Here is a 15,873-nt window from a genome sequence, read left to right as displayed (position 1 = left end):
CCTTGCGTTCTATCGTGAACACGAGCATTGAGCCTTTGTTATCGTTTTTCTTTCGAACCTCTGCTTCCGCTAAACCGTTATTCAGTTGATCGATTAAGACCAACTTTACCCGGCTGCCGCATTCCGCGGGCAGCGATAGAAAAGGAAGACCGTGAAATGGCCAATGGTACCGTGAAGTGGTTCAACACCTCAAAAGGCTTCGGTTTCATCGCACCGGGTGATGGCGGCAAGGATGTTTTCGTTCACATTTCTGCTGTTGAGCGTTCCGGCCTGACAGGTTTGGCAGACGACCAGAAAGTAACCTTTGACCTGGAAGCTGGCCGGGATGGTCGGGAATCTGCTACCAATCTAGCTCTTGTCTGAGCTTCACCTGGTAGGGCGCCGTTTGGGTAGCCCTTCCGGCTTTGAGCTGAACTTAGCTCCTTCGAGTTCTAGGATCTGGTACATTTCAACCCTTTGATTTTAACGCCAGCATCAAAAAAGGTAGACTTGCCTGATATGCCTGCCAAAAAAACGCCCTTCCAGCCAGCTAAGTTGGATTCCAAAGCCGACAGAACAGATCACGCTGCACGTGAGATCATTCGCGACACTGTGGATGCTCGCCAAGCAAAGACAGAACGCCTTAGAGCCAAACGGATGGAACGGGATGCGGTTCAAAAGACGCAGAAAAAGCCGCCAGCCGCTTAAAATTTAGAGCGACCGCCTCGAATTCTATGCGAACTACAGATTGTCCGACGTCTGGCGGAGCGGATCGATTGCCAAAATTCAATTCAGAAATGTCTTGTTAACCGCGACGTGGGAAAAGTGCGGATGTTACAGGTTTGGAAAATCACAATCCCCTCGCATAACACCAACGCCCCTTCTTCTCATGGCTGGGCGTTAGCGCATACTGCTGAAGAAGCGAAAGCGCTTTCAGGCTTTGGAAAAGCTGTCATCCAACAAATGCCTGAGCATATTTGGATCGTGCGAGAGCGCATCATTTGGGTAAATCAAACCGCCACGTAACAGCACGTGTCGTTTTTGTCGGCCCACAGCCGACTTTGGACGTGTTGTTCAGTTTCTGCGGTCGCAGCCCATTTTCCTGCCATTTGCTGCGGGCGCAAAATAGCACGACAACCGAACTCACCAAGTGCGGGACCTTCCGGGCTTTGACCGCCTGCGCGGCATGGAGGGCAATGAGAGATAGCTTTGCGCAGATACCTATTCTTTCATCCCGGCCTTCCGTAGCCCCGAGATGTAGCGATTTCTCTCGCCTTCTACCGCAAAAACGTTACGCGCCAGGATGGAGGTGACATTGTCATTTGGATGCAGCCGAAGCGCGGCATTCAGGGCGTCCGATGCCTCGTCCTGACGGCCTAGTTGCGCTTGGGCCGCGGCCAATACTCGATAGAGGGTCGCGTATCCAGCACTCAGGTTTAAGCCATCTTTAGCTAGCTTTATTGCCGCTTCATCATTGCCTGCCTGAAGCGTGGCCATTGCCAGCCCACCCCTGATCGACAACGCCCAAGGGCTGTAGCCACCCAAAACAGTGGCTTTCTTAAAACAGTCAATAGCCGCGATGTTATCTCCTATCCAGACATACGCCCACCCGCTCAGAGCCAATGTTATGAAATCAGACGAGCATTGGCGTAGAGCATATTCTACCGTCGACCGCAAAATGGCTGGTTCTCGATGCTGCGAATAGGTTGTAACGCCAAGCGCAAGGCGCAAAAGGGAGTTATTCTCGGCGAGCGGTGCAGCTGCAGAACACCACGATGGCACCGATTTGGCGTATTTCCGTGCAACGTTCTCGTACCCCATCACAGTCGCGGACAAAAACGATACAAGAGCCAAGGCATGCGGATGCGGCAACGAAGGATCTTTTCGAATTGCCACGCTTGAGTATTCCAAGGCTGACGCGAAAGCGTCCGGATCCAGCCGATCTATTGCCAGTTGCCCACGCAATTCACACTGGTTGGCGGTCATGTCTTCAATCGCCAACTTGTCCAGTTGCAAACGCTCGCTATCAAACGTCGCCGTCATGACTTGGCTAATCAGAGACTCCGCTGTTTCATCCTGCCAGTCAAATGCGTTGTCCATGTCGCCGTCAATTTTGGTGGACCAAAGTTCGACCCCGTCCGGATCAATATATTTTATCTCTAACCGAAGGCGGTTGCCGCTGGCGCGTATACGCCCCGATAAAACATAGGATCGACGAGCAGACTCTGTTGCGGTTACGGAAAGCCAGTGCGTTGCGCCAAGATAGGTCATCAAGTCACCGGTAAGGGCATCAGAGAGTTCTCTGACCTCATCTCGCGGATCAGATGTCTCTATGGGGCGAACTACAATCTGAGGTCGCTGAGAAGCGCTGGAATCTGGTGCCTTCTGACCCGGAAGGGATCCTCGTGTCCACACACGCACCGGTCTGGAGATGTTTTTTAGCTCACGTTCCCCGGCATCGTCAAACGACGGTCTGAGTGTGCCATCAAGGCTGCCGAATACGGCGTCGGAGATCGCAATACTTCCGGGCGCGGCCATTTGTTCTAGCCGGGCTGCGACATTCACCCCGTCGCCGAAAACATCTTCCTCTTCCTCGACCACGTCACCAAGATGGACGCCCAGTCTGAGTTGCATATTTGGAACTTGATGGCTTGCGTTTTTTGAAAGTAAATCCTGTATTTGCAGTGCGCAGTTCGCAGCATCAGAAGCTGCGCCAAACAGAACAATCCAGCCGTCTCCCATGCTTTTGACAACCCTACCGCGTCGAGACGCCACTGTTGGGCTGAATACTTCAGTTCGAAGCCGTCTGAGTGAAGTTAGGGTTTGCTCGGTATCTTCACCAAGCAACTTCGAATATCCAGCGACATCTGCGGCCAATACTGCAGCGAGACTTCGCTTCATGCGTGAGTTCCCCATTCTTTCAACATGCTGCTCGCGTCAGTAAGCTTGGCCAAAATGTGCTCAATAGACAAGTATGTCCTCTTCGCAGAGACACTGGAGATCGGCAAAGGGGGCGCCCATTGGCCTGTATTCCCATTGTTGAAAATGAGTGGGAAGTGGTTAACATCATGAATTTAAGAGGATTATGAAAGGTGGTCGCCGCGATACATTTGGATTGGAGCCATGTTCAAAATCAACTGAAGGACTTGGGTTGTTACTTGGATATCGTTGACGGAATTCCGGGGCCTAACACGAAAAACGCTATCCTGATCTTTCAAAAGCGCGCGCAGTTGGAAACAGACGGTGTTGTTAGCAGAAAAACTAGCCCCCCTCTTAGTGCGCAGCGTTCAATCCTGGATTGTTCGATTTCAGCAACTACCAAACTTGTGAATATCGGGCTCTGAGCAGTCAACTGGCTCACGCGGTTGGATTTTCATTTCTACATTGGCCCTAGAAGCCCAAGGCTTTCAGTTTCTGGTCAACGGTGATGTTGCTGTCAGGCGGGGTGTTTCGCTACAGAAGTTGTCGTCAGGCGAAAGGTGGTTGCTCGGATGACAAGGTTATCTTAGCCCAATAAGCACAACACGCTAAATCGTTAATGGTTTAGTCAAAATAGAAGTTCTTCGTGCGCCTCTCGTAATCAAATCCAAATGCCTCTGGCGCATGTTTTCAAATTCACAAGTTTGTGGATTTTGGGTATGGAAAGTCGTCGTTTTTCTGGCATCTGGTTTCCGCGGTCAATTGTCAGCGGTGTCACATTATCACTGCTACTTGTCTGTGTGATGACAGGAGTGATTACCTATGGTGTACACCGGCTGATCAATACCGCTATCACGACAGCCATCAAAAGTGAGGCCATACAGGAAGCGAACAAGTGGGCGAAGTATATCAACGCAACGTCGCCAGACCTGTCAAAAATGCTAGACGATGGCACCCTAACCCCAGAACAAAGCGAAATCGTACAAGCTGCAATAGACTACAACAATGTCTATTCATTTATGATCTTTGATTTGCAGGGACGTTTGATTTTTGAATCAGATGAAGGAGTACTCGTTGACCCCAGAAACCAAGCATTCAGTGAGGAGGCCCAAGGTGTAATCCAGTCTGGTGAACCGAATGTAAGCCTGATTGAAAGACAATCCTATTCAACCTTGCCTGATGTTTTTATTAATGCGCTGGTCCCGGTCTATGGAACAAATGATAAAATGATCGGTGCTATCCATCTCTTCATGGATAAATCCGACCAAGCAGCTCTTTTTCACCAATTCCTGAACTGGCTGGGTAATTTATTACCAATTCTGTGTGCGTTGCTCTATTCAATCCCATCGCTCGCGTTCGTACTGAAACGCGAGCAATCCAATGCTAAGACCCGGCATGTCAACCACTTGTCGCGGTTCGACCATTTAACCGGCGCTCTAAATCGACACACGATGTCTGCGGAGGCCAAAAAACGTTTCGCCTTGTGTCCTGCAAATGAGCACATCGGGGTCATGTTTTTGGATATCGATAAATTCAAGACAATCAATGATGAAAACGGACATGAGTTTGGCGATGCTTGTTTACACAATGTAGCGTCAATCCTGATGGGAAATGTACGTGCTACCGATTTGGTTGGGCGAATGGGTGGCGACGAATTTGTTGTTGCTATGCCAGATACTACCCACGAAGAACTGGAGCGCATCGGAAAGAGAATGCTATCGGACGCACGTAAACCATTCGAGTACAAAGGTAGAACGATAAGGTCTAGTATAAGCATTGGATACCGCTTGTCCCCGAATGGAGAGACGCCGCAAACAGCGCTGCATTGTGCTGATCTCGCATTATATCACGCGAAGGCGAATGGGCGGGATGCAATGGTTGAGTACTTTCCAGAACTCGACGTAGCCCTCAATCGACGTCGTGAAATCGAGGCTACGATGCGCGAAGCCCTGGTGAATAAGCGGTTCGAAACGGTTTTCCAACCGATAACCAATCCCAAAGATAACTCGGTCATAGGGTTTGAAGCTTTGTTGAGACTTACATCCGAAAGCGGTGAGCAAATCCCTCCGACAGAATTCATACCTATTGCTGAAGAAACGGGATTGATCCATGAGCTCGGGCTTCAAACTCTGCGTAACGCGATCAAAACTGCTCTGAACTGGCCAAGCCACGTGTTCTTATCGGTTAATATGTCGCCACGCCAATTTGATCGGGATGATCTGATAGAGAAGATTTCGGCCATACTCACGGAGTTGAACTTTCCTGCCCATCGTCTTGAATTGGAAGTCACGGAAAGTCTGCTGATGGAAAATGAACTTCGTGTTTCGGAGCATCTTGCGGATTTAAGACACCTCGGAATATCGATAGCGATGGATGATTTTGGCACGGGGTACTCAAGCCTCGGCTATCTATGGAAGTACGAATTCAACAAACTCAAAATCGATAAAGTCTTTCTGGAGGGGTACGATTTTGATGGTGAGAGATATCGCGAGATCATAGAGACCATTGTCGTGCTGGGGCACAAGATGGGTATGCAAGTGACGATTGAGGGGGTCGAGGACGAGAGACACACAGATATGCTGCAATCACTTGGTTGCGATCAATATCAAGGTTTCTTGTTCGGCAAACCAATGGCCGCAGTTGAAACGCTGGATGTCCCGTGGGGCCATGCAAAAACGGCCTGAAAAGTGGGTTCTTTGACTAATCGCTGCGCTAAATTGTTAACAGTTGCGCCATCTTTTGATGCTGACTACCGAAAAATTTATAACCCTTGGTTAGATGACCTTGGAAGGCAATGTCGGGTACAAATTCACACGCGATACGAAATATTTCGGTTCAGATACAACCGCAGTACCTAAACGACATCAAATTAACATTGTTCATCCGATTTTAGGCGTCTCGCATGCAAAGTTGAGCCGCAATTTGATCACATGGATGTGATGGAACGTGAATAATTATTGTGCACTCACGCGCGGGGAACTGAGTGAAACCGGAGTAAAGAATGGCAACTCTCGATAATGCTATCTGGCTTACAGGCCCTGGTAGTACGGCAGCAAATGGAAGCACTGTTCTTTCAGAAGGTGGCAACACTACAACCATTACCGGGACATTCACAGCAAACGCGTGGGACGCAACGGCGGGCGGGACTGGCGTTTCAGATTTTGGTGCTTTCTCAACAGCAACGCCGATCACCGCGAGTTACGATTTCTCCAACCCTGTTGAAAACCTATCGTTTGACATAGAGCATCTGAACGATGATGGCGCATCTACCTATGATGATAGCTGGACAATCTATGCTTACGACGAAAATGGCGAATTAATTTCAGCTACCGACGTCATCGCAGGTCTCAGCGGGCTGGCCGACGAAACCGTTACCACAAACCCGGATGGCTCTGTCACTATTGAAGCTGCAGGCACTACCGCAAATAATGTGACAGTCGACCTTGCAGGGCCAGTATCTCAGATAAGCATGACACTGGAACCTGGCTCAGGCGGAACTGTCAGCGGCGGCTCTGGTCTCAGCGATTTTACCTTTGATATCCCGCTCAATGACGTCGATGGCGATGGGGTTGCAGATGGAATAGACCTAGACTCCGACAATGACGGAATTCTGGATGTCGATGAGGGATATAGTACGTCTACTCCCAGCACGATCACCATCAACTTTGACGGTGATGAGTGGGCAACGACCGACAACACTCGTTGGGAGTTGTACGACGCTGACGGCAATCTGATTGCTAGTGACAATACAATCGACACGTCTTCCGAAACTACTAATGTCGATATCACGGGTCTGACGCTCGGTGATTTCCAATTCATTGTCTACGACGACTTTGGTGATGGTATCGCCGGTCCCGCTGATCCTGCGAGCTATTCAATCGAGATTGATGGTATTGAGGTCATCAATTCTGGACCAAACCCAAGCTTTTCCAGTCCTCATGTCGAAACATTCACTGTCAGTTTAACCGAAAATACAACGGACAGTGATGGCGATGGAATCGCAGACCACCTGGATTTGGATAGCGACAATGACGGCATTACCGACAATGTTGAAGCTCAATCCACCAATGGATATGTAGCACCCACAGGTATCGACAGCGATGGCGACGGGCTGGACGACGCTTACGAAGGCGCTGGCGACGAAGGGCTTACGCCGGTCGATACCGATAGTGACGGTACAGCTGATTTTCTCGACACTGATTCCGACAATGACGGCGTTGATGACGTGGATGAGGCAGGGCATGGCATAACCCAAGCCGCTATCAATGCATCGGGCGATGCTGACGGTGATGGTATTGCTGATGTCGTTGACGATGTTATCGGCTGGGATGTGAACGATGCCGACATCAACGGATCAGGCGATTTTACCTTAGCTGACACCGACGGCGATACCGCTGCTGACGGATCTGGTGCAACACCTCTAACGCGCGATTTTGATTTTCGGGATGTACCTTGCTTTACCCCGGGCGCGCGCATCCTGACGCCGCAAGGCGAAAGGGAAATTGAAACGCTGAGGGTTGGCGATATGGTAGTAACCCGTGACCACGGACCTCAATCGATCAGATGGATTGGAAGTCGAAAAGTCCCGGGACGAGGTCGATTTGCTCCAATTATAGTTGAAGCTGGGGCGCTCGCAGGTGCAACTCGAATGCTATTGGTTTCTCCGCAACACCGCTTTCTCTTCGCCGACTGCCGTGCTGAGCTCTTGTTTGCTACGTCGGAGGTATTGGTATCCGCGAAGCACTTAATTAACGGGATTGACGTGCGGCAAGCTGACCGTGCCTCGATTACATATCTACATATGATGTTTGACCAGCATGAAGTGATTTACGCGAATGGTATTGCGACCGAAAGTTTCCATGTTGGTGATGTCAGCATCTCTGCCATTTCGAATCAATCTCGGGAAGAGATGTTCAGGTTATTCCCTGAGCTTAGGGCAAATGTCGGATCATATGGAAACACGGCTCGTACCTGCCTCAAAGCGAATGAGGCTCGGGTGGTTGCTGAGTTCTTCCGACCCAAGACTTTTTATGCTGCTGCATAGCTAGGTTCATCAACGATCAGTTGGCGGCCTGTGTGACGCCTTCTGCGCGAGATACAGCGCGGGTCACCGTGGATTTGTCGACGCCAGTTGCATCCGCTGTTTCGGCGGCGAATTGTTTCTCAGGCTGTGGTTTCTTGGTGGTGAAACTTGCACCAGCTAGCTTTCTCGCGCCCCAAAGCTCTTTTCGCTTCGCCAAATGCTCTGCTTGCTGGGTTGCAGTTAGTTTCGACCGGATCAGGTTACCGGCTGAATAGAACTACACACTTAGCCAAGACAAGGATGGCGTTGGACGCTCAATAATTCACAGAGCATACGATACGTTGGCAAATAGTGGCTATTGAAGCCACCTTAAATCATTATACTCAAACAAGCACGTCTGAGCAGGATCACTCAATCACACCGTCGGTGTTCTTTCCTTTCGAAACGCTCGAGGTGAGAGACCTGTTTTCGCATCAAACATCCGGCTGAATGCGCTCCGACTGGAAAACCCAACGAGTTGGGCAATGCGTTTGACGGGCAGATCCGTTGTCTTCAGAAGAGTTCCCGCCTGACGCAAACGAAGGTCTCGAAGAAGCTCCATTGGACCGCTGCCGTACGCGTCCGAAAACCGTTTTGCAAATGTCGATCTGCTCATGCCGACGCTTGCAGCAAGTGTCTCTACCGTGTGTGGATCCCCCGGAGCGTCGAGCATAAGTTGAAGCGCGTTCCATACGGATGTGTCCCGAAGTGCCGTCATCCAATGAAACGCATTGTCTTGTTGTTTCAAGCGAACGCGCAGCATCTCAATCACGGCCTGCAGTAATATCGCCCGTGTCATTGCAGCGCTTCCAAGGGTTGGGTGCGAGACTTCGAACAGCAAAGAGGAGACGAGCCGTTCCATTCCGCTGTCTTTGGATATGCTTTCCACCAGGGGTTCTCGAATAAGATCAATCAGATTCGAGGCACCACGCAAGCTCACGCCGACATGAGCGCATAGCGCCGTTAGTTGTCCCGATTGAGGCGTCGCATTTACTGATACTTTGAGTAAGTGCGCCAACTTTAGAGCGGCGGGTTTACAGTCTGGTAGTGGGTCACGAACACTTCCAAAACTGTGCAATACGTGGCTCTGTAACGCGGGTATCAACACCAAAGAACCACGGGCAACTTTTAACGGCGGCCGCCCACGGATCGAAATCTCACCTTCACCCGACAAGATGTAATGCAATGTCGCGGAAGCATCCCGACCAAGCCCCAGATCACAAGCCCCCCGCAATTCACATAATGCGAATGGATCGGTTCTGATTTCCAGCTCGTCGAAGATGTAATCATAATCCATCCAATATATCTGCACCGTTCTCGGACGAATGGTTACAAAAATATGAAGAATTGGTCATATCTCGGACGAAAAGGCACGGAGAAGAGGCGATGCTGCATCCACACACACAAATCGAAGGAGCATCTCTCATGTGTAATTGCGATGATCATGACCACAGAAATATTTCGCGCCGGGCTGCATTGCGCGGAGGGCTGGCCGCAACAGTGGCAACGGCGACCACTGTTGCCGCGGGAACGTCTTCTGCCCAGACCGCAAACCCATACGCTGATCCCGCCGAGCCGGCCCTGCCGCCGTCAAACATGGAGCTTGACCTCAGTCGCGCCGCACTTGTGGTCACCGATCCACAGGTCGATTTCCTGAGCCCCGACGGTGTGACTTGGGCCGTCGTCGGCCCCTCCGTTATTGAACACAACACCGTCGAAAACATCGAAACTCTGTTCAAATCTGCGAAAGAAGCGGGGATCACTGTCGCCGTTTCCCCGCATTACTACTACCCAACGGACCATGGTTGGAAATTTGAAGGTGCTTTGGAAAAGCTGATGCACAAGATCGGCATGTTCGACCGCAAAGGCGCGCTGAATCTGGACAATTTCGAGAACTCTGGCGCAGACTGGATGCCCCAGTACAAGCAATACATCGAAGATGGTGAAACGGTCGTCACATCTCCCCACAAGGTCTATGGCAACGATACCAATGACCTGTCGCTGCAGTTGCGCAAGCGCGGCGTCGACCAGGTAATCCTTTCCGGTATGTCGGCAAATTTGTGCACTGAATCGCATCTGCGCGAGTTGCTGGAGCAAGGCTTTGAGGTTGCGGTGGTGAAAGATGCGACAGCCGCGGCGATCCTGCCAGAGGGGGACGGCTATCTTTCTGCCTTGACCAATTTCCGCTTTATGGCGAATGCCGTTTGGACAACAGAAGAGGCAGTGGCAAACATCAAAGCCGCAAGCTAACCCAATGAACCACGCGGAGTCACTCAGAGTGTGGAGTGGCTCCGCGAATTTTCTTACTCTGCAACGTGACTTAATCTCATGGCGTCAGTTAAAAGTTCGGCCCTTTACCGACATTCTAGTACGGTCGAACGCGAATTTGCCGATTGCCGAAACCAGACATTCAAAATCTAGGTGCCGGCGCAGTCACCAAGCCATTGGCCAATGATGGCGGACTGCGGGTGATCGATTGTATGAGTCGCATAGTAGCCGTTTTTAGTATGCACTCTCATATCTGGAAGTTCGATGAGCCAACCGTTGGACAGATAGGGCTCGATCAGGTGACGCCACGCCAAGGCAACCCCTTTTCCTTCGGTCGCGTGCTGCAGGATGAAGTGATAACCTGGAACGGGGTGCGGACCAGGCAGATGCGGATGTTTGACATCATGCGCAGCAAGCCAATCAGCCCAGCTCAACCAGCCATACTCTCCGTGGTCCTGCACCAATAGCGGCAGGTCGGTCAGAGCCTCGGGGCGCATATCATCAGGCTGATGCCCGTGCTTTTCCAACAGTTTGGGCGCACATACCGGCATGACCTCTTCTGTGAATAACGGGATCGTGGTCAGACTCGGCCAGTTCCCGGATCCAAACCGGATCACGAGATCCGCTTCGTCGGTTTCATACCCCTGAGGACTGTCGGAGGTGTTCAACCGAATCTCCCACCCCGGCAGCAATGCTCTCAGCCCCTCAATTCTGGGCAAGACCCACATATGCGCAAACCCGTGAGAACTGGCGATTGAGAACCTCTTGGTCTCGGTGTGCTGTGTCAGATCGTCCAGAACGGCCCGGATATGGCTTAACCCGAGCTCGGTCGCCTTGAACAGCGCGACGCCTGCATCGGTCAAAGTGATGCGATTATGCTGACGCTCGAAGAGCGCGACGCCAATGTGACTTTCAAGATTGGCGATAAAACGGCTGACGGAAGGTTGCGCCATGCCCAATATGTCAGCGGCACGGGTAAAACTAAGCTCTCGTGCGGCGGTTTCAAACACGAATAGCGCGTTCAGGACCGGTTGGATGCTGAGATCTCTTCTCATATAATTATTTTATCCGGTGAATGAACTTTTTCCAACTTTAATTGAGTATCTCTCTGTCTATATTTCATTCTGTTTATGACGTTCGAGGCTAAAAGATGCTGAAAGTACCTCAAAAACCATCTAAAATGACACTTGGTGACCGGCTGAGATTTCCCGGCGGAATACGGTTGCTGAAAGCCTGGCAGGACGGTGAGGCGTCGCGTCGCGATGAACTCAAGGCGGTTATGCAAAGCGCAATCGACGGGAAGTTCGACGAGAACTTTTCTTGGGCGGGGCCAACGAATGCCATTCATGTCGGGGGGTCAATTAACCTGCTGACTTTGACGATCATGCACGACCTCTTCGGGTTTGAGTCCGCTGAGTTCTACAAAGGTGATCCCGAAAGATATGTTCGGACCACGTTGATGACGCGTCGCTTGCTGGGCATGAACAAGCTCTATCTCAGCTGGCCGGTCTACGCGTTTACAGGCGAAGCGCTCGGGCAGGAAACCATGTACCCAGACAAATTCCCCCCAGGCTCAGACCCCGACGTGATGCTTTTCAACAGGCAAAACTGGCGGGAAACCCGGACGCCTGATTTTGGTTCAGGCATCCCCAGGATCATCGAAGACATGATCCGGATCTATGTGCGCCTCACCGGCCTTGAGCCAATCCTGCACCTGTCGGCGCCTTACAGTCTTGCGGCAGATACCTTTGGCCAAGAACCTCTTTTGGCGGCGCTGGTCCATGAACCGGAATTCGCAAAGGATCTGTTGAAGCAGCTTGCCGATACGGTGCACAGACCGTGGATACGGGATTTCATTTCTAAATTTCCCAACGGCTGGGTCGAACTATCTGATGCTTCCGGCTCTCCATTCTTTGTCGGGCCAAAGAACTGCCGTGACATTTCGATAGACGCCATCAGATATCTCAAGTCGGACGAGCCGTGGGGGGATCGCGTGTATGATGCAAACTACCGCGGGGATTACGTAACCCAAGCGCGCCAGAAAAACCGCCGCAGCGCACGTAGCGGGGCGGGTGCCAAACCCGCCGAAGCGGTAACGCTGGAAGAGTTGACAGCCGCCAAGCAGTCGGTCTGCCAACATTACGTGCAGCGTCTACATGATGACCGAGTGCCTGTGGAATACTATCGAGACAAGGCGATCGAGCTAAACGTACCGCTATATGCCGGTGTCGGTTCATCCCAGATCGACCGAAACAGCGTGTCTGATATAGCCGCGGCGAAGGCTGATTTGCGAACGGTCGCGCAGGCTGACGTCGCAGCCGTGAAAACGGTCGCCCGCGCGATACGGGACAATGGCTATACCGAGCGCAGGCCCCCGTGGCCGGGCACAATCTACTTGGAAGACGTCAGCTCGGAATCCAGCATGGAACTGGTCGAGGTCATCGTGGACGCTGCCCTGTCTGAGGGACGCTATTGATCTGCTGAGTTTCGGCCAACTTTGGAAAATACACGAATATTCTAGTGCGACGCATAGCTAAAACTGTATTGCATAACAGCGGGTTTCGTCTGGCGGTGGCGGCCCTTTGCCGACATTCGGTTACGATGAAAATCGCAATGTCAGTTTCCCGAAACCGGACGTTCATGCATTTCGCAGCGATTTCTGTGATTGAAAGGCAAGGACGAGGGACTTAGTGTAACTTCACTGTAACCGCACCAAAGCAGATTTTCGGAAATTGGACGCCTTGGCTAGTTTCACTTGGCTTTTATAGCATTCTTACGCGACGCTGCGGATACCCCGGCCATATACCATTGCTCCGACTTAACTGATCATTTCCGAGATAGCCCGGGCACCATCTTCCTCAATCATTAATTCGCCCAGAGACCTAGCAGTATTCGTCATCTTTTCGCTCGTGGCTTGTTCAAGTGCACGCGCTAGCCTGTCGGCACTGAGGTGTTTTCGCGCTATCGGCGCTGGCCCAACACCTAGATCCGCGACACGTTGACCAAAGAACGGCTGGTCGGCAAACAGTGGGCAGATAACGCTAGGACGCCCCCACCTCAAACCTTCGTGCGTAGTGCCAGATCCACCATGATGCACAACGGCTTCAACCCTTGGGAAAAGCCAGGAATGGGCACGGAGCCGACTTACGGCGATGCATAGCCGGGTCTTCCAAATGCAGTATTTGAAACTCAGCTTCTAGCTTTTCACTACTAATGGTCGCTGGGGATGAGAAGGTGCCCCAATTGTTTACCTAAAGTCGCGTAATCAAGGTTATGTTAAATAGACTACGGGTCTGCAGGGTTTACATTGTGAATTTTTGAAGCCTGAACCGTTAGGTCTATCGGTTTGCATCAATCCATTTTGACATCATCGTGCGATCCCGAAAGCATTCCTGCGGAATGTCTCGGCGCTTCATCCGCGCGATCCGCTCAGCAAAGCCAACCTGTTTGGAAGAAGGATAGTTTGAAAACTGGCCGACTGGTTTCGCAATCTTGTTTGCGTCTATCCAGCGCGACAGCGCATAGCGATCCCGCTGCGCCTCCTGCGGTAGCGTGACCCCAATCCGTTGCGAAATTTGCTTGGCAAAAGTGATCTGTTTTTCGGTCGCCGGAATCTGGTGGTAGTCATTCGAATAACTTGGAGACAACGACATCTGTTGCTGTGCTGCTGGCATAGGTTTCGCTCCTCTTTCCCCTTCTCAACCAATATAGAACAAATAAAGAACAAATCAAGATACTGTGGCGCTTGCAGCGAGGATTACTTTATATGGTATGCAAACGGGTCACTTATCAAGGCAAGCAGGAGGTGCTGATTGGCTTAGAGAGTGCCGTAAAGGCACATGCAGATCCGGCTTGAGAAGATCATCCCCGAAAAGCGCCAGCACCGGTTTTACGTGATGCAGGTCACACGGACGCTTTTTGGCGAATGGTGCCTGATCCGAGAATGGGGACGGATCGGATCAGCTGGCGGGCAGAGGATGACAGATTACACCGCGTCAAAAAAGGACGCAGAAGCCGCGCTCACCAAACTTTCCGATCAAAAACGCCGTCGCGGTTACCATCTCTGTGAAGCCCAGCACGTCTTCTGATTTGGCCTTCAAGATTGCGAGCCGCTGGAATATGGCTACGCGCGCATTGATGTTCACTGGTGCAGAGTTTGAGTCGTTTGTTGATCGCTCGACGTTGATTGCGGACAAGTTATGAAGAGATTGCGTGCATTATTCAGATCATAATTGCGTTGATTTTGATTTGAATAATGATAACAATCCCCTCATGATTCATATTTGGGAAACGCCAGCCTGGCCAAACTTTTCTTACAATGCCGCCGCAATCGAACCGGCGCTGGCGGCGGCAATGCGAGCGATTGGTGAAGTTGCGGGTCTGAAAGCTGGGTTGGGTTCTGACGATCTGGAGGAATTCAACCGACGACAGCTGGTCCAGGAGGCGCTGTCGAGTTTTGAGATTGAAGGCGTCACCCTGAATGCGGCGGAAATCGAAGCATCCGTCATCGCATCGCTCAAACATCGCGAACGGGCTGCTTTGGATCGACGCTCCGATGCAATCGTGGCACTGATGCTCTCAGCGCGAGGGTCTGCGAGCGCACTGGATGCCAAGACGTTGTGCGAGTGGCATAGGTTGCTCTTTCACGGCATAGAGGTCGAAGATCTCGGCCAATGGCGTCGCTTTGACATCGAGATCGTTCGCTCTGCTGTCGCCGGTAGCCCCGATGTGATTTACAAAGGCCTTCCTCCCGATCGGGTAGATGCCGAAATGGGCCGGTTTCTGAGTTGGCTGAACAACGAGATAACACTGGCATTGCCGGCCCGGGCAGCCATTGCGCATTTGTGGTTTGAATCAATCCACCCCTTTTCCGACGGGAACGGCCGGATCGGACGCGCGATTGTCGAACATATCTTCGCGACGGCTCAACCTCTGCCGTTTTCCCTCTCGCGCCAGATTGAACGCGACAAGCGTGGGTATTACACGGCGTTGCAGGAAGGGCGAAAAGAAACACAAGGTCAGATTGAGGCAACGCCATTTGTAATCTGGTTTTTGGAGGCCTTGGCCGCAGCGGCGGATTACGCCCGGCAAGAGGCGTTGTTCGTTGTTCGGCGCAACCGGCTTTTTGCACAAAAGGCCAAGGTTCTGAACGCTCGCCAGATCAAGGTCTTGCAGCTCCTCTTTGACCAGGGTGAGGAAAGAGTTGAAATGGGGCTCTCAGCGAAATTCTATCGCAAAATGTCCAAGACGTCAGCGCCAACAGCGACGCGAGATCTGGGCGCGATGGAGAAAGCTGGGGTTTTGTTGCGATCGGAGGCAGGAGGTCGTTCAACGCACTACAAGGTCTTGTACTAAAGGTGCCGTTCGGCGGCGGTTCGACACCTTTTTTCTGTGCAGAAATCTGCACGATGGGGCTTATTTCGTTGAAAAGCTCTTCCTTGATTGAGGGGCATGTCGCTGATTCAATTCTCACATTGAGGGGGAGGATCAGTGATGTTGGGACCGAGGCAGGAAGCGCAGGCAGCGCTGTTCTACGCGTTCTCGCTGGAGGATCACGTCCCTCAAGAGCATCTGTTGCGGTCGATTGATCGGTTCGTCGACTTGCACAGCATTCGCGCTCATCTTGCCGATTTCTATAGCCATAC

At 51.6% G+C, this 15,873-nt stretch carries 15 protein-coding genes and 1 pseudogene; 10 read left to right on the top strand and 6 right to left on the bottom strand.

Features of this window, described 5'->3' with window-relative positions; all coding sequences use genetic code 11:
• Positions 1 to 156: 156 nt before the first annotated feature.
• Both LC334_RS22295 and LC334_RS22290 read left to right on the top strand, forming a co-directional pair.
• Entirely contained in the window at positions 157 to 363 is a 207-nt protein-coding gene (locus LC334_RS22295) for a cold-shock protein (RefSeq protein WP_085802299.1), read from the top strand.
• A gap of 447 nt (positions 364 to 810) precedes the next feature.
• The gene (locus LC334_RS22290; protein WP_139836531.1) at positions 811 to 1,005 is read left to right on the top strand and encodes a hypothetical protein; all 195 of its coding nucleotides are present in this window, start codon (positions 811 to 813) and stop codon (positions 1,003 to 1,005) included.
• 195 nt (positions 1,006 to 1,200) lie between these two features.
• On the opposite strand, the gene LC334_RS22285 is transcribed toward LC334_RS22290, so the two are convergent.
• Positions 1,201 to 2,880 carry an adenylate/guanylate cyclase domain-containing protein gene (locus LC334_RS22285; RefSeq protein ID WP_176237780.1) on the bottom strand — a complete coding sequence of 560 codons (1,680 nt, stop codon included), beginning with the start codon at positions 2,878 to 2,880 and terminating at the stop codon, positions 1,201 to 1,203.
• Between the two features lie 191 nt (positions 2,881 to 3,071).
• Between LC334_RS22285 and LC334_RS23335 the strand changes: the two genes are divergently transcribed.
• The 3 genes from LC334_RS23335 (at position 3,072) to LC334_RS22270 (ending at position 7,942) form a co-directional block, all read left to right on the top strand.
• On the top strand, positions 3,072 to 3,323 hold the full coding sequence (locus LC334_RS23335) for a peptidoglycan-binding domain-containing protein (RefSeq protein ID WP_085802302.1): 252 nt from the start codon (positions 3,072 to 3,074) through the stop codon (positions 3,321 to 3,323).
• A 246-nt stretch (positions 3,324 to 3,569) separates the two neighbouring features.
• On the top strand, positions 3,570 to 5,582 hold the full coding sequence (locus LC334_RS22275; RefSeq protein ID WP_085802303.1) for a bifunctional diguanylate cyclase/phosphodiesterase: 2,013 nt from the start codon (positions 3,570 to 3,572) through the stop codon (positions 5,580 to 5,582).
• Between the two features lie 317 nt (positions 5,583 to 5,899).
• Positions 5,900 to 7,942, top strand: a complete 2,043-nt coding sequence (locus LC334_RS22270; protein WP_085802304.1) for a Hint domain-containing protein — start codon at positions 5,900 to 5,902, stop codon at positions 7,940 to 7,942.
• A 16-nt stretch (positions 7,943 to 7,958) separates the two neighbouring features.
• Here LC334_RS22270 and LC334_RS22265 read toward each other — a convergent pair whose 3' ends face one another.
• A complete protein-coding gene (locus LC334_RS22265; protein ID WP_139836532.1) occupies positions 7,959 to 8,138 on the bottom strand; it encodes a hypothetical protein in 180 nt (59 codons plus the stop codon).
• 198 nt (positions 8,139 to 8,336) lie between these two features.
• A complete protein-coding gene (locus LC334_RS22260; protein WP_085802305.1) occupies positions 8,337 to 9,257 on the bottom strand; it encodes a helix-turn-helix domain-containing protein in 921 nt (306 codons plus the stop codon).
• Positions 9,258 to 9,556: 299 nt separating this feature from the next.
• On the opposite strand from LC334_RS22260, the gene LC334_RS22255 reads away from it, so the two are divergent.
• Positions 9,557 to 10,210, top strand: coding sequence for a cysteine hydrolase (locus LC334_RS22255; RefSeq protein ID WP_223413126.1), 654 nt, complete (start codon positions 9,557 to 9,559; stop codon positions 10,208 to 10,210).
• 167 nt (positions 10,211 to 10,377) lie between these two features.
• On the opposite strand, the gene LC334_RS22250 is transcribed toward LC334_RS22255, so the two are convergent.
• Positions 10,378 to 11,283, bottom strand: a complete 906-nt coding sequence (locus LC334_RS22250; protein ID WP_085802307.1) for a LysR substrate-binding domain-containing protein — start codon at positions 11,281 to 11,283, stop codon at positions 10,378 to 10,380.
• A gap of 125 nt (positions 11,284 to 11,408) precedes the next feature.
• On the opposite strand from LC334_RS22250, the gene LC334_RS22245 reads away from it, so the two are divergent.
• The gene (locus LC334_RS22245) at positions 11,409 to 12,704 is read left to right on the top strand and encodes a hypothetical protein (protein WP_085802308.1); all 1,296 of its coding nucleotides are present in this window, start codon (positions 11,409 to 11,411) and stop codon (positions 12,702 to 12,704) included.
• Positions 12,705 to 13,046: 342 nt separating this feature from the next.
• Here the strand turns inward: LC334_RS22245 and LC334_RS23330 are convergent, their stop codons facing one another.
• Together LC334_RS23330 and LC334_RS22235 are read right to left on the bottom strand one after the other, a co-directional pair.
• Positions 13,047 to 13,382 carry a glycosyltransferase gene (locus LC334_RS23330; RefSeq protein WP_223413127.1) on the bottom strand — a complete coding sequence of 112 codons (336 nt, stop codon included), beginning with the start codon at positions 13,380 to 13,382 and terminating at the stop codon, positions 13,047 to 13,049.
• Positions 13,383 to 13,566: 184 nt separating this feature from the next.
• Entirely contained in the window at positions 13,567 to 13,902 is a 336-nt protein-coding gene (locus LC334_RS22235; protein WP_085802309.1) for a hypothetical protein, read from the bottom strand.
• Between the two features lie 165 nt (positions 13,903 to 14,067).
• On the opposite strand from LC334_RS22235, the gene LC334_RS22230 reads away from it, so the two are divergent.
• The 3 genes and pseudogenes from LC334_RS22230 to LC334_RS22220 all read left to right on the top strand — a co-directional run.
• Positions 14,068 to 14,316: a WGR domain-containing protein gene (locus tag LC334_RS22230; RefSeq protein WP_085802310.1), complete on the top strand. Its 249-nt coding sequence runs from the start codon at positions 14,068 to 14,070 to the stop codon at positions 14,314 to 14,316.
• A gap of 184 nt (positions 14,317 to 14,500) precedes the next feature.
• Complete coding sequence (locus tag LC334_RS22225; RefSeq protein WP_085802313.1) at positions 14,501 to 15,583, top strand: Fic family protein; 1,083 nt, start codon at positions 14,501 to 14,503, stop codon at positions 15,581 to 15,583.
• Between the two features lie 138 nt (positions 15,584 to 15,721).
• Positions 15,722 to 15,873, top strand: a pseudogene (locus tag LC334_RS22220) (IS5/IS1182 family transposase); the annotation flags it as partial.

Source organism: Roseovarius aestuarii, assembly GCF_019966515.1.
Lineage (GTDB): Bacteria > Pseudomonadota > Alphaproteobacteria > Rhodobacterales > Rhodobacteraceae > Roseovarius > Roseovarius aestuarii.
The sequence above is the reverse complement of the archived record's forward strand: the minus strand, read 5'-3'. Positions and strand labels throughout refer to the sequence as shown.